This window comes from Sphingomonas rustica, assembly GCF_039652585.1.
Taxonomy (GTDB): Bacteria; Pseudomonadota; Alphaproteobacteria; order Sphingomonadales; family Sphingomonadaceae; genus Sphingomonas; species Sphingomonas rustica.
Genome location: NZ_JBDIZK010000013.1, coordinates 53,975 through 68,310 on the forward strand (window position 1 = coordinate 53,975; position 14,336 = coordinate 68,310).

The following is a 14,336-nucleotide window of genomic DNA, read 5'->3' on the forward strand; positions in this document are numbered from 1 at the left end:
CGAGTTACCGGTTGATGTCTAATCGCCCAGCGACAGCCGGGCGAACAGCGTATAGGCGAACGGCGCGCGGCCATAGGCGGAATCGAGTGCCGCAGGCTTGGCGAAGGTCGCGACCGAGCCACCCAGTGCCAGGTTCACGTCCTTCGTCAGGCGGAAGCGGTGGGCATAGCCCGCCTCGAACCGGGTCACGCGGAATGCCGTGTCGTGAAGCGGATCCGAATGGTCGGGAAACAGCTCGTCATTGGCGACGTTCTCGATCCGGCCGAACAGGTTATGGCCGCCGACCGGGTTCCAGTTCGCCTCCGCCAGCCATGCCGTCAGCGTCCGGCCCGGGAGGCGGTTTTTCGCCGAGAAGGCGACGAGACCGCTGAGCTTGGCGTTCGAATACTGGACGCTCGCCGTGGTCCGGGCCTCGTCCTGGCCCGGGTGAAGCGCCTCGGGGTCCTTCAGCCGGCCATGGCTGACCTGCAGCGCCCAGTTCGGCGTTGGGGTCAGCGTGGCGCGAACGCTCCAGCTGTCGAGTTTCGGGGTCTCGATATCCCAGCGCGCCTCGTCCGGCTCGCGCCCGCGAAAGGCGGAGCCTTCGAGCTGGAACAGCGACGAGGCGAGGCCGGCGGTGATCACGCCATAGGTGATGTGGGTGCTGTCGAACCAGTGATGGGTGATCGGCGCCTGGGGCAGGTAGCGTGCCGAGCGCCGGTGCATGAAGGCGGAGGGGCCGAGCGCCGGCTCGGCGACCGGGCCGCCATACAGGAACAGCGACATATCCCGTGCGACGGGCACGTCGACCCGCGCGGCCAGTTCCATGAACAGGTCGTGCGGATGCTGCCGGTCGACCAGCGACTGGCCGTTGGCGGTTTCGCCGGTTGCGAACAGGTTGGGATAGCCCCGCGCGCCCATCAAAGGCTCGAGGCTGAGCATCGAGCGCAACTGGAGCTTCGCCCCGCCGAAATCGCGATCGGCGGTGATCATCGCCATCGACTGGACGAACGCCATGTCGTCACCGCGCGGACCGCCCTGGTTGGTATAGGCGCCCCAGACATAGCCATGGGCCATGACCATCCAGTCGCCCGAGGTCAGGTGGACGCCCGTCATTCGCCCATCGGCACCGGGCAGCCGTGCGGTGCCCGATCCGGCGCCATAGGCGGGCCATGCGGACGGGTCGGTCCGGTTGGGCACTTCAGGGGCGTCGTGCCCCTGATGCTGGCTGTGATCTTGGGCGGGGCGATGGCCCTGATGCGCGCTATGGTCCTGCATCGGCGGGGACGGCGTCGGGGGCGGGGCGGCTGCTGGTGCCGGCTCGGTGGTCGGCATGGTATGGCCGTCATGGCCCTGATGGTCCTGCGCCATGGCGGACGTCGCCATGAGCGCGCCCGCGGCGGCAGCCGCGAGCAAGATGGTCTTCGACATGTTGGTCTCCGGAAAACGTGAGGATGCGCCTGGGGCGCAGGTCGTCACGCGTGGGATCGCGGAGGGGGCGTGTCGGGGGCAGGGGCGGCGATCGCATCGCCGGTCACGCGCCGGGGCGCGTCGAGGATGAGTGCGTGGCGCAGCGGCACGGCCATCATCGCCGGGCGGATCGTCGCGGGTGCTACGCAGCCGATGCACAATCCTTCGGCCGGCATCTGCTTGATCGGCTCCGGCTTCGCCGGGGCGTGATGCGTATGGTCGCCCATGGCATGCATGCCCGCCATGTCTGCCGGCATCTGCATCTCTGCCCGCGGCGCATCCTGGCACGACGCCATGGCCGGCATCGGCAGCGCGATCAGCAGGGCAAGGAGCAGGCGAAGCAGCATCGAGGCCAATCTAGCGTGCCGGGGCCGCCGCTCCAACCCCATGGGAATGCGGCACCGGCCGGGCGGGGGTCAGACGTTGAAGCGGAACAGCAGGACGTCGCCGTCATGGACGACATATTCCTTGCCCTCGGAGCGCAGCTTGCCATTGTCGCGCGCGCCGGCTTCCCCCTTGAACTGGATATAGTCGTCGAACGCGATCGTCTCGGCACGGATGAAGCCGCGCTCGAAATCCGAATGGATCGCGCCCGCCGCCTGCGGCGCCTTGGCGCCGACCTCGACGGTCCAGGCGCGGGCCTCTTTAGGGCCGACGGTGAAGAAGGTCAGCAGATGAAGCAGCTTGTAGCCGGCGCGGATCACGCGGGCGAGGCCGGTTTCCTCAAGGCCGAGTTCGGACAGGAACTCGCCGCGCTCCTCCGGCGGCATGGTGGCGATCTCGGCCTCGATCGCGGCGGAGACGACTACCGCCTCCGCGCCCTCGGCCTTGGCCTTTTCGAACACGCGCGCGGAGAAGGCGTTGCCGTTCGCCGCATCCTCCTCGTTGACGTTGCAGACATAGAGGACGGGCTTGCCGGTCAGCAGCTGCGCCTGGGCGAAGACGCGCGCTTCCTCGGCATCCTTCGGCTCGGTCAGGCGCGCGGGCTTGCCGTCGCGCAGCAGGTCGAGCGCCTGGCCCAGCACGCTGGCGGCGACCTTCGCATCCTTGTCGCCCTGCGATGCCTTTTTCTGGAAGGCCGGCACGCGCTTCTCGAGGCTTTCGAGGTCGGCGAGCATCAGCTCGGTCTCGACCGTCTCGGCATCGGCGATCGGATCGACCTTGTTGTCGACATGCTGGATGTCGTCATTCTCGAAGCAGCGCAGGACGTGGACGATCGCGTCCACCTCGCGGATGTTGCCCAGGAACTGGTTGCCGAGACCCTCGCCCTTGCTGGCGCCGCGCACCAGGCCGGCAATGTCGACGAAGCCCAGCTGCGTCTCGATGATCTTCGCCGAACCGGCGATCGCGGCCAGCTTGTCCAGGCGCGGATCGGGAACGGCGACGTTGCCGACATTGGGCTCGATCGTGCAGAACGGATAATTGGCTGCCTGCGCCGCCGCGGTCTCGGTCAGCGCGTTGAAGAGCGTGGACTTGCCGACGTTCGGAAGACCGACGATGCCGCAGCGGAAACCCATGGGAGAATGCCTGTTCGTGAAATCGGGGAAAGGCGGTCCCGATAGAGGCTTCCCCGGCGGATTGCTAGGGACTCAGGCCCAGGATCGCTTGCGCGCGGGCGCATCGGTCCGGGCGCGAGAGAACATCAGCCCCGCCGTGCCCAGGGTCATGGCGACCAGGATCTGGGTCTGGAGCATCGGAAGCAGGTCGGTGATCCCGAGCGCCGCGTGCGCACGGCCGATGAAAAGGGCCAGCGGCGGCACGAGGTGCGATGCGTAAGGGAGCAGGGCAAACCCCGCGAGCCAGGACGGCGCGGTCACGAAGCCGGCGGAAAGCATCACGAAGCCGAGCACTGCCTTCCACGCACCGCTGGCGCCTTCCTGATCGTCGCCCGCCACGCTGAGGCATACCAGCCCGACCAGGAGGAACAGCAACTGGGTGGCACCCTGCATCACGCCGGTTTCGTCGAGAAATCCCGGCCGGGCGACATGGCCCAGCGACTGGAGCAGCGGCAGGGCGCCGGCGGTGACCAGCAGCAGGAACGGGAAGGCGAAGGCGAACATGCCGACCGCGAGGCTGCGTCCCGCAATCGCGACGAGCAGCGGTATCAGGATCAGCGCGAGCATGAGCGCGTTGCAGTAATGATCGAGCGCTCCGGCCAGGATGTCGCAACGGCCGCTGATCGCGCTGCAGCCCGAATGGGCGAGCACTGCCTGGATCAGGAAGGGAGAGAATATGACCAGCCCTGCCAGAAGGGCGAACAATCCCAGCCAGCGCCGAATGAAGACTTCCGCGGTCATGCGCTTTCCGCTCTCCGACATGGCGAAATCGCCGCCAATCCGGGTTGATCTAGCATCCGTGCCTTGCGGGAGCGTTGCCGGTCAGGGTTAATGACGTTCCACCGGAGCAGGAATGCCGATGGAGGGGAGGTATAGCCGCATGATCCGTGCTACCGGCGCAACTGACTGACGGAACCGTCTGTCCTGAATGAGGCTCGACGCGGCTTGTTCATCCGCGGTACAGGCGAACCGGCCTTTCGGTGCCAACAGGGATTCCTAAGGAGCAGGGTTTTTATGATTCGCCGTTCGTATGTGATGAGTGCCGCTGTGCTGCCGCTCGCCTTTGCGCTTGCTGCATGCGGTGGCGGCGATGACAATGCCACGCCGTCGCCCTCTCCGACTTCCAGCGCATCGCCGACGCCGACCGCGTCGCCGAGCTATGCGACCTTTCCGCTGAGCGGCGCAGCCGAGTTCGTCACGATCACCAGTTTCGCGAGCTACACCGGCAATCTGGATACCGGACCTGTCACGCTGGGCGTTGCAGGGGTTGGACCGGCCTCGCAGCGCGTGCGGGTAGGCTATGGAACGGCAGATCCCACGGCCGCCACTACGTCCTTGCCTTATGTGATTCGCGAAAATACCGAGGAAGCGCGCCTGTCCGCGGGTGATCTGATCGTTGCGCCGACGCCGACCGTGACCGAGTTCGTGTTCCGTCAGACGCCTACCCCGACGCCGACCTCTACTACATCACCGACGCCGACGCCGACTCCCGTCCCGGGTCGCTATAATGAGGTCGCGTTCCTCAACAATACCGTCCCGAGCAAGTTCACCAGCGACAGCTCGCTGGCATTGTCGCGCGTGACGTATGCGAATTGGCAGCGGGCGGACAGTCTGACCGGAGCGACTCGTATCACGAGTGCGATTTACGGGTATCCGACCCTGCTGAGAGACCTGCCGACTACGGGAAGCGCGACCTATACCGCCCGCATCTCCGGTCGCATCGTGCGCGTCGCCACCGGCAGCAGCGGCGCTGGTCGAAACCAGAAGATCGGTGGTGCGTTAACCGTAACATCCAACTGGGCCACCGGCCTGGTAAGCGTCACCATCAATCTGGTCACGATCGCGGCGGATGGCACGCAGACGCCTTTCGCGACCTATGTGGGTTCGGGCTCTACGCCTGTCGGGACGACCGAGTTCAACGGTCCTTCAACGTCCGGATCGCAACTGGCCGGCTCGATCCAGGGCAGCTTCTTCGGCAGCGCCGGCGAGCAGATCGGCTTCACTTTCGCCAGCTCGGGCACGTTCGGTGGCGACGACTACACCCTCAGCGCTGCAGTTGTGGGCAAGCGCAGCAGCTAAGCTGCGCTCCCTGCCGTTGCGGTAAGGATGAAGATGAAAAGGCCTGGCGCAAAGCGCCGGGCCTTTTTTGGCATTGTCGGGCCAAGCGTCAGTCGCGCTGCAGGCGCACCGCAATGTCGCTCATGAACCTCGCGTCGTTGCCAGCCGCCAGCCACGGCACTTCAGCCGCGATCGCGCCGAGCATGTCGGTCAGGTCCTCGATCTCGGCTTTGGCGTAATTGCCCAGCACATAGCCGGTGACCCGGTCCTTGTGACCCGGATGGCCGATCCCCAGGCGGACGCGGCGGAAGTCGGGGCCGATATGCTGGTCGGTCGAGCGCAGGCCATTATGACCTGCGGTGCCGCCACCTGTCTTCACCTTCACCTTGAACTGGGCAAGATCGAGTTCGTCGTGGAAGACGGTGACGTCGGCCGGCGTCAGCTTGTAGAAATCCATCGCGGCTCGGATCGACCGGCCGCTCTCGTTCATGAAGGTGCCGGGCTTCAGCAGCACCAGCTTCTCGGTGCCGATACGGCCGTCCTGGGTCCAGCCCTGGAACTGCTTCTTCGGTGCCGGGAAGTCGTGGACCTCGCCGATCGCGTCGATCGCCATGAAGCCGACATTGTGCCGGTGCATCGCATATTGCGGGCCCGGATTGCCGAGGCCGACCCAGAGCTGCATCATATTCCCCAAAATGAAGATCGCCCCCGCACCTAGGGCGCGGAGGCGATCTTTTGAACCGTGAAGTTCGAAGCGCGATTACTCGGCTTCGGCTTCGCCCTCGCCGGCTTCGGTCTGGGTATCGCCTTCGCTCGACTTCAGCGCCGACGGAGCAACCACGGTCGCGATGGTGAAATCGCGGTCGGTGATCGCCGAGGTCGCGCCCTTGGGCAGCGTGATCGCCGAGATGTGGATCGAATCGCCGACTTCCAGGCCCTTGAGCGAGATCGTGATGTCGTCGGGGATCTGCGCCGCGTCGACCACCAGCTCGAGCTCGTGGCGAACGATGTTCAGGACGCCGCCGCGCTTGATGCCCGGGGCCTCTTCCTCGTCCGAGAAGATGATCGGCACCGCGACGGTGACAGTCGCGTGCTCGCTGATGCGCAGGAAATCGACATGGACCGGACGGTCGGTCACGACGTCGAAGGTGACGTCCTTCGGCAGCGTGCGCTCGCCGTTGACCATGACGACCGAGTTGAAGAAGTGGCCGGTCATCAGCAGCTTGGTCAGCTCGCGCTCGTTGACGTGGATGCCAACGGGGTCTGCCTTGTTGCCATAGATGACGGCGGGTACGCGGCCTTCACGACGAAGCGCACGGGAGGCTCCCTTGCCAACCCGGTCGCGCGTCTCGGCCGACAGCGTAAGCGTATCGCTCATGTGTCGAATTCCTGTTGCGCTAGATGGTTATGTGCGTCTTGCCGGACAGGCCTCCAGGGATGACCCTGCCAAGCAAGCGTGGGCCCATAACGGAAAGGGTCGCGCAGAGCAAGCAGCGCGCGGCTGCCCGGCTGGCCCGGCATCAGTAGCGGATACGCGTGACCCTGAGTCCGCGCCGCTGAAGCTCGCGCTGGACGCTGTTCTCGCCTGCCAGATGGCCTGCGCCGACCGCGACGAAGACCACGCCCGGCCGGCGCATCCGGGTTGCCACCCAGCCGGCCCAGTTGCGGTTGCGCTGGATCAGCAGTGCCTGGGTAAGTTCGGGCGACTTGGACAGGTCCTCGTTCATTACCCGCGCAAGTGTGTCGGTATCGCCCTTGCCCCAGGCGGTGACGATCTGGTCCAGCGTCGTCCCGGCGGTCGTCATGCTGTCCAGCGTCTCGCCCAGCAGGACCTGCTGCGCCGTGGGGGACAGGCTGTCGAAATAGCCGAACTGCTGACGCGGCGTCTCCAGGCCCGACACCTTCTTCTTCGACTTCCTGGCCGCGGCGGTCAGGACGCTTTCTACGCCATAGGCGCTGTCATAACCCTCGGCCCGGTTAGGCAGCACGGCGAGCTGGATCGCGGCCAGCCAGGGCTCGTATTTTTCGACCAGGTCCTCGCGCTGTCCGGCACGCTTGAGCGCCTCGCGGACCCGCTTCGCAAGTTCGGGTGGAAGCTGTTCACTCAATCTGGTGCCGGCGGGAAGCTCGCCCAGCTCGCGCAGCATCGCCGCGGTTTCCGCCTGGGGCGGCATCACTACCTCCACCACCAGCTCGCGGCTATGATCGAACGCGTTCTTGACCGCCTCGTCGAACCAGCTCAGCCCGGGTCGCAGCGCGTGGACCGACCCGAAGAGATAGATGGTCGTGTCCCGGTCGCGGACCACCCACAGGGCCGGGTCGACGTCGCGTTCGGGCGCCTTCGCGGCGCAGGAGAGAAGGGCCAGCGGGGCGAGAAGCCAGAGCAGGTTGCGGAACATGACGCTTTCTAGTCGAGGGCGGTGGCGACGGACACCCCGAAACTAGCCCGCATGGGTAGTTTGAACCAGCGCGTCGCGCCATTGACCCCCCGGGGAGGCTGCGCCAAAGCGGGCCGAATTTTCGCCACTGGATAATAACGTGTCCGATCCCCTCAGCTTCCAGCGCATGATCCTGACGCTCCACGACTATTGGAGCGCTCGCGGCTGCCTGATCCTTCAGCCCTATGACATGCGCATGGGCGCGGGCACGTTCCACACCGCGACGACGCTGCGCGCGCTGGGTCCCGATCCGTGGAACGCCGCGTTCGTCCAGCCATGCCGTCGTCCGACCGACGGCCGCTATGGCGAGAACCCGAACCGGTTGCAGCATTACTACCAGTATCAGGTGATCCTGAAGCCCAGCCCGCCCGACCTTCAGGAACTGTACCTTGGCAGCCTGAAGGCGATCGGAATCGACTTCACCCAGCACGACATCCGCTTCGTCGAGGACGATTGGGAATCGCCGACGCTGGGCGCCTGGGGCCTGGGCTGGGAAGTGTGGTGCGACGGGATGGAGGTGACCCAGTTCACTTATTTCCAGCAGATGGGCGGGTTCGACTGCAAGCCGGTGGCGGGCGAGCTGACCTACGGCCTTGAGCGGCTGGCGATGTATATCCAGAACAAGGACAGCGTGTACGACCTGGCGTTCAACGACGCGCAGCCGGGCGTGCCGCAGATGACCTATGGCGACGTCTTCCTCGAGAATGAGCGCGAGATGTCGAAGTGGAATTTCGAGGTCGCCGACACCGACACGCTGTTCGACCTGTTCCGCAAGGCGGCGGCTGAATGCGAGAACTGCCTGGACGCGAAGCTGCCGATCCCGGCCTATGAGCAGGCGATCGAGGCGAGCCATATCTTCAACCTGCTGAACGCGCGCGGTGTGATCTCGGTCGCCGAGCGCCAGGCCTATATCGGGCGCGTCCGCGACCTGGCCAAGGGCAGTTGCGCGGCATGGATGGAAAAGAACGGGTGGGCGGCGTGAGCGATTTTCTTCTCGAACTCCGCTCCGAGGAAATCCCGGCGCGCATGCAGGAAAAGGCGCGCGAGGATCTGGCGCGCCTGTTCGCCGCGGAACTCGACAAGGCCGGCCTGAAGGCGGCCGACACGGTCACCTATGCGACGCCGCGCCGGCTGGCGCTGATCGCACGCGGTCTGCCGGCCGAGACGGCCGCAGTCAGCGAGGAGATCAAGGGGCCGCGCGCGGGTGCGCCGCCCCAGGCGCTGGAAGGCTTCCTGCGCAAGACCGGGCTGAGCGCCGACCAGCTGGTCGAGCGCGACGGCGTGCTCTACGCGGTGCTCGACAAGCCGGGTCGCCCGACGGCGCAGGTGCTGGCCGAAGCGGTGCCGGCGGTGATCCGCGCCTTTCCCTGGCCCAAGTCTATGCGCTGGGGGGCGACGTCCACCTCGACCGAGAGCCAGCGCTGGGTCCGTCCGCTGCAGGGCATCGTCGCGATCTTCGGCGACGATGTCGTGCCGTTCGAGGCCGCCGGACTGACCAGCGGCGCGGCAACGGTCGGGCATCGTTTCCACCATCCCGACATCATCACGATCGGCGGCGCCAACGACTATGTCGAGAAGCTGCGCGCCTGCCACGTCGTGGTCGACGGCGCCGAGCGTCGCGGCATCATCGCGCTGGGTGCCAAGCTGGCCGCGCAGAAGGCCGGACTCGAGCTGGTCGAGGATGACGGCCTGTTGTTCGAAAATGCCGGCCTGACCGAATGGCCGATGCCGCTGCTCGGCCGCTTCGACGAGGCGTTCCTCGACGTGCCGCCCGAGGTTATCCAGCTGACCGCGCGCGTGAACCAGAAGTACTTCGTCTGCCGCGATGGTGTCGGCAAGCTGGCCAACGCCTTTGTCTGCGTCGCGAACATCGACGCGGCCGACGGCGGCGAGCGGATCGTCGCAGGCAACCAGAAGGTGCTCGCTGCCCGCCTGAGCGACGCGCGCTTCTTCTACGACACTGACCTGAAGGTCTCGCTGGCCGAGCAGGCGGCAAGGCTGGAGAAGATCGTCTTTCACGAAAGGCTGGGCACGGTCGCCGACAAGGTCGACCGCGTCGCGACGCTGGCGCGCTGGCTGGTCGAGGAGGGGATCGTCACGGGCGCCGATGCGGCCGAGACCGAGCGTGCGGCGCGGCTTGCCAAGGCGGATCTCGTCACCGGCATGGTCGGCGAGTTCCCCGAGCTTCAGGGCCTGATCGGCGGCTATTACGCCGCGGCGCAGGGCGAGCCGGCTTCGGTCGCGGAGGCGATCCGCGATCATTACAAGCCGGCAGGGCAGGGCGATTCCGTGCCGACCGCAGGCGCGACGGTCGCCGTCAGCCTCGCCGACAAGCTGGACAGCATCACCCGTTTCTTCGCGGTCGATCTCAAGCCGAGCGGGTCGAAGGATCCGTTCGCGCTGCGCCGCTCGGCGCTGGGCGTGATCGCGCTGATCCTCGACAATGGCCTGCGCTTTCCGCTGGGCCGTGCGGTCGAGCGCGACGTGCTCGACTTCTTCGCGGACCGGCTGAAGGTGCAGCAGCGCGAGGCCGGGGTTCGCCATGACCTGATCGATGCGGTCTTCGCGCTGGGCGGCGAGGATGACTTCGTCCGCCTCCTCGCCCGGGTTCAAGCGCTGCAGGCGTTCGTCGGGACTGAGGACGGCAGGAACCTGCTGGCGGGCTACAAGCGCGCGGCGAATATCCTCAAGAAGGAGGCGTATTCGACAGGCGCGGTGAACGCCGCGACCGAGCCGGCCGAGAAGGCGCTGTCGGATGCGCTCGACGCAGCCGAGCCTCGCGCCGCCGAGGCGATCGAGGGAGAGGATTTCGAAGGCGCCATGGCCGCCCTGTCGATGCTGCGCGCGCCGATCGATGCGTTCTTCGAGCAGGTCACGGTGAACGACGCCGATCCTGACAAGCGTGCCGCACGTCTGGCGCTGCTCGCGCGGATGCGTGATGCGGTGCACAAGGTCGCGGATTTCTCGCGAATCGAGGGCTGATTCCGGCAGCTTTCTCGCCTGACAAACAAAACTTGCCCCTGACAACGCGGTCAGCGGCTTTCCCACTCTCCGCACCTGCGGTAGGCGCGGCTCATCCGCTAGCGGCGGGCGAAGGGAAGTCGAATGACGCAATATGTGTATCGCTTCGGCGGTGGGGTTTCCGACGGGGGCAATGGCGACAAGAACCTGCTGGGGGGCAAGGGCGCCAATCTTGACGGCATGGCGTCGATCGGCCTGCCGGTCCCTCCCGGGTTCACGATCAGCACGCCGATGTGCACCGTCTATTACGAACAGGGCGGCGTCTTCCCGGACAGCCTGAGGGCGGAGGTCGCCAACGGCATCGCGCATATCGAAGGGATCACCGGCAAGAAATTCGGCGTTGCCGCCGATCCGCTGCTCGTCTCGGTCCGCTCGGGCGCGCGCGCATCGATGCCGGGCATGATGGACACGGTCCTGAACCTCGGCCTGAACGACGATACGGTCGATGGGCTCGCCGCGATCTCGGGCGATGCCCGCTTCGCCTGGGACAGCTATCGCCGCTTCATCCAGATGTATTCCGACGTCGTGCTCGAGCTCGATCATGGCCGCTTCGAGGAAGCGCTGGAGATCGCCAAGGAAGATCGCGGCTATACGCTCGACACCGAGATGACCGCCGACGACTGGCGTACGCTGGTCGCGGAGTACAAGGCGCTGGTGGTCGAGCTGTGGGACGGCAAGCAGTTTCCGCAGGATGTGCACGACCAGTTGTGGGGCGCGATCGGTGCGGTCTTCGGATCATGGCAGTCGGAGCGCGCCAAGGTTTATCGCCGGCTGAACGACATCCCGGCCGAATGGGGCACCGCGGTCAACGTCCAGGCGATGGTGTTCGGTAACATGGGCGACACGTCGGCCACCGGCGTCGCCTTCACCCGCGATCCGGCCAAGGGCGACAACGCCTATTATGGCGAGTTCCTGATCAACGCGCAGGGCGAGGACGTCGTCGCCGGCATTCGTACGCCGCAATATCTGACCAGGGCGGCGCGCGAAACGGCAGGGGCCAAGCCGCTGTCGATGGAAGAGGCGATGCCCGAGGTCTATGGCCAGCTCGCCCGGGTCTTCGACCTGCTCGAGCGCCATTACCGCGACATGCAGGACATTGAGTTCACCGTCGAACGCGGCAAGCTGTGGATGCTCCAGACGCGCGCGGGCAAGCGAACGGCGAAGGCCGCGCTGAAGATCGCGGTCGACATGGCGAATGAAGGGCTGATCACGCGCGAGGAGGCGATCCTGCGCGTCGATCCGCAGGCGCTGGACCAGCTGCTCCACCCGACGCTCGATCCCAACGCGGCGCGCGACGTGCTGACCAAGGGGCTGCCGGCATCGCCGGGCGCGGCGTCGGGCAAGGTGGTGTTCGACGCCGACACGGCGGAGAAGGCCAATGCCGCGGGCGAGTCGGTGATCCTGGTGCGGGTCGAGACCAGCCCGGAGGACATTCACGGCATGCATGCGGCCCGCGGTATCCTGACCGCGCGCGGCGGCATGACAAGTCACGCCGCGGTCGTCGCACGCGGCATGGGCCGGCCGTGCGTTTCGGGCGCCGGCACGCTGTCGATCATCGCCAAGGAGAAGCTGTTCCGCATCGGCAGCCGCGAGGTCCGCGAGGGCGACATCATCACGATCGACGGCGCGACCGGCGAGGTGATGCTGGGCGCGGTGCCGACGGTCCAGCCCGAACTGGCCGGCGATTTCGGCACGCTGATGGTGTGGGCCGACGAGGGCCGCCGCCTGAAGGTGCGCACCAATGCGGAAACGCCGCTCGACTGCCGCACCGCGCGCGACTTCGGCGCGGAGGGAATCGGCCTGTGCCGGACGGAGCACATGTTCTTCGACGCGGCGCGGATCACCGCGGTGCGCCAGATGATCCTGGCGGAGGACGAGGCCGGCCGCCGCATCGCGCTCGACAAGCTGCTGCCCGAGCAGCGCCGCGACTTTGTCGAGATCTTCGAGGTGATGGCGGGGCTTCCCTGCACGATCCGCCTGCTCGACCCGCCGCTGCACGAATTCCTGCCGCACGAGGAGAGCGAGTTCGCCGAGGTGGCGCAGGCCGCCGGACTGGACGTCGAGACGCTGAAGCGCCGCGCCGCCGAACTGCACGAGTTCAATCCGATGCTGGGCCATCGCGGCTGCCGGCTGGGCGTGACCTATCCCGAAATCTACGAGATGCAGGCGCGCGCCATTTTCGAGGCGGCGGTGCTGGTCGCGGAGAAATCGGGCGACGCGCCGATTCCCGAAGTCATGATCCCGCTGGTCGCCACCCGGCGCGAGCTGGAACTGATGAAGGCGGTCGTCGACAAGGCGGCGCAGACGGTGTTCGCCGAACAGGGCCGGACGATCGAATATCTGGTCGGCACGATGATCGAGTTACCGCGGGCCGCGCTGCGCGCCGCGGAGATCGCCGAGGTCGGCGAGTTCTTCAGCTTCGGCACCAACGACCTGACCCAGACCACGCTGGGCGTCAGCCGCGACGATGCCGGCCGGTTCCTGACGACCTATGTCGAGAAGGGCATCTACGCGAAGGACCCGTTCGTCTCGATCGACGTCGAGGGTGTCGGCGAACTGATCAGCCTGGCGGCCGAGCGCGGGCGCTCGACGCGTCCTGACATCAAGCTGGGCATCTGTGGCGAGCATGGCGGCGATCCCGCCTCGATCGCGTTCTGCGAGAGCGTCGGGCTCGATTATGTCTCCGCCTCGCCCTATCGCGTTCCGATCGCGCGGCTTGCCGCGGCACAGGCCGCATTGCTGAAGAAATGACCTGACGCGCCGCGACCTGGCCCTTGAGGCGGGTCGCGGCGCGCCGCGGGCTTCGTTGCGTCAGCGGTTGATGAAGCTGTCGTTGATCGAACAGGCCGCCGGGCCGAGAATGACGATGAACAGCACCGGCAGGATGAAGCAGATCAGCGGAATCGTCATGATCGCCGGCAGGCGCGCCGCCTTTTCCTCGGCGCGCATCATCCGCTCGTTGCGGAATTCGGCCGACAGCACGCGCAGCGCAGAGGCGAGCGGCGTCCCGTATTTCTCGGTCTGGATCATGGTGGTCACGACGCCACGGACGGCATCCAGGTCGATCCGCATCGCCAGATTTTCGAACGCGTTGCGCCGGTCCGTCAGGAAGCCGAGCTCGATCGAAGTGAGCTGGAATTCCTCACCCAGCTCCGGATAGGCGCGTCCCAGTTCGCGGGCGACCCGACCGAAGGCGGCGTCGACGGTCAGCCCGGCCTCGGCGCAGATGACCAGCAGGTCGAGCGCATCGGGCAGCCCCTTGCGGATCGCGTGGCTGCGCTTCTGGATCTTGTTCTTCAGATACAGGTCCGGAAACTTGTACGACAGGATGAAGCTGACCGCGACGAGGCCATATTGCTTCATCGGGGTCCAGTCGGCGAAGACGGGCGTGAAATAGACCAGCCAGATCATCGGCCCGCCGATCAGGATCGGCAGCACCAGACGGCCGAAGATCACCGCCGGCGCCCATTCCTTAGACCGGATGCCGGCCTGCATCAGCTTGAGCTGCGCCTGCTTGACCTGGCTGTCCTGCAACACCTTGAGCAAGGACAGGAAGGCGCGGATCTTGTCGGCATTCTCGTTGCGCTGGACCAGCTTGGCGCGGCGCTTCGAGGTCGAGGCGGTGATGCCCGCCTTCAACTGTTCGCGGCGCTCGTTCAGCGCCTTTACCCGCTTCGTCATCGGGTCGCGCACCGTGGTGGCGGCATAGACGGCGACCATCATCGCCAGCGCGGCGACGGCGGCGAGCAGTGTCGCCACCCAGAGGACATCGATGCCCAGGATCGTGGGTCCGGATGCAGCGGTCATGTCACCC

12 protein-coding genes are annotated in these 14,336 nt (G+C 66.4%); 4 read left to right on the forward strand and 8 right to left on the reverse strand.

All coding sequences use genetic code 11. From position 1 onward, the window contains the following. Positions 1-18: 18 nt before the first annotated feature. From TPR58_RS19170 to TPR58_RS19185, 4 genes are all read right to left on the reverse strand, one after another. Positions 19-1,410 (reverse strand): hypothetical protein, encoded by a 1,392-nt coding sequence (locus TPR58_RS19170; protein WP_346248360.1) that lies wholly within the window; start codon positions 1,408-1,410, stop codon positions 19-21. A 44-nt stretch (positions 1,411-1,454) separates the two neighbouring features. After that, positions 1,455-1,796: a hypothetical protein gene (locus tag TPR58_RS19175; protein ID WP_346248361.1), complete on the reverse strand. Its 342-nt coding sequence runs from the start codon at positions 1,794-1,796 to the stop codon at positions 1,455-1,457. 69 nt (positions 1,797-1,865) lie between these two features. Next, positions 1,866-2,966 carry a redox-regulated ATPase YchF gene (ychF, locus tag TPR58_RS19180; RefSeq protein WP_346248362.1) on the reverse strand — a complete coding sequence of 367 codons (1,101 nt, stop codon included), beginning with the start codon at positions 2,964-2,966 and terminating at the stop codon, positions 1,866-1,868. Positions 2,967-3,038: 72 nt separating this feature from the next. Then, entirely contained in the window at positions 3,039-3,746 is a 708-nt protein-coding gene (locus TPR58_RS19185) for a hypothetical protein (protein WP_346248363.1), read from the reverse strand. A 273-nt stretch (positions 3,747-4,019) separates the two neighbouring features. On the opposite strand from TPR58_RS19185, the gene TPR58_RS19190 reads away from it, so the two are divergent. Next, positions 4,020-5,084 carry a hypothetical protein gene (locus tag TPR58_RS19190; protein ID WP_346248364.1) on the forward strand — a complete coding sequence of 355 codons (1,065 nt, stop codon included), beginning with the start codon at positions 4,020-4,022 and terminating at the stop codon, positions 5,082-5,084. Positions 5,085-5,172: 88 nt separating this feature from the next. Here the strand turns inward: TPR58_RS19190 and pth are convergent, their stop codons facing one another. The 3 genes from pth to TPR58_RS19205 all read right to left on the reverse strand — a co-directional run bounded on the left by pth (position 5,173) and on the right by TPR58_RS19205 (position 7,462). Then, positions 5,173-5,745 carry an aminoacyl-tRNA hydrolase gene (gene pth / locus TPR58_RS19195; protein ID WP_346248365.1) on the reverse strand — a complete coding sequence of 191 codons (573 nt, stop codon included), beginning with the start codon at positions 5,743-5,745 and terminating at the stop codon, positions 5,173-5,175. A 78-nt stretch (positions 5,746-5,823) separates the two neighbouring features. Next, the gene (locus TPR58_RS19200) at positions 5,824-6,441 is read right to left on the reverse strand and encodes a 50S ribosomal protein L25/general stress protein Ctc (RefSeq protein ID WP_346248366.1); all 618 of its coding nucleotides are present in this window, start codon (positions 6,439-6,441) and stop codon (positions 5,824-5,826) included. Positions 6,442-6,583: 142 nt separating this feature from the next. Continuing rightward, positions 6,584-7,462, reverse strand: a complete 879-nt coding sequence (locus TPR58_RS19205; RefSeq protein WP_346248367.1) for a TraB/GumN family protein — start codon at positions 7,460-7,462, stop codon at positions 6,584-6,586. A 166-nt stretch (positions 7,463-7,628) separates the two neighbouring features. Here TPR58_RS19205 and TPR58_RS19210 point away from each other — a divergent pair, with 166 nt between their 5' ends. From TPR58_RS19210 to ppdK, 3 genes are all read left to right on the forward strand, one after another. Beyond that, entirely contained in the window at positions 7,629-8,483 is an 855-nt protein-coding gene (locus tag TPR58_RS19210; RefSeq protein WP_346248482.1) for a glycine--tRNA ligase subunit alpha, read from the forward strand. Further along, positions 8,480-10,483, forward strand: coding sequence for a glycine--tRNA ligase subunit beta (glyS, locus tag TPR58_RS19215; protein WP_346248368.1), 2,004 nt, complete (start codon positions 8,480-8,482; stop codon positions 10,481-10,483). The genes TPR58_RS19210 and glyS overlap by 4 nt, the downstream gene beginning before the upstream one ends. Before the next feature lie 123 nt (positions 10,484-10,606). After that, the gene (gene ppdK, locus TPR58_RS19220; RefSeq protein WP_346248369.1) at positions 10,607-13,273 is read left to right on the forward strand and encodes a pyruvate, phosphate dikinase; all 2,667 of its coding nucleotides are present in this window, start codon (positions 10,607-10,609) and stop codon (positions 13,271-13,273) included. 60 nt (positions 13,274-13,333) lie between these two features. Here the strand turns inward: ppdK and TPR58_RS19225 are convergent, their stop codons facing one another. Further along, positions 13,334-14,329 carry a type II secretion system F family protein gene (locus tag TPR58_RS19225; protein ID WP_346248370.1) on the reverse strand — a complete coding sequence of 332 codons (996 nt, stop codon included), beginning with the start codon at positions 14,327-14,329 and terminating at the stop codon, positions 13,334-13,336. Positions 14,330-14,336: the final 7 nt, after the last annotated feature.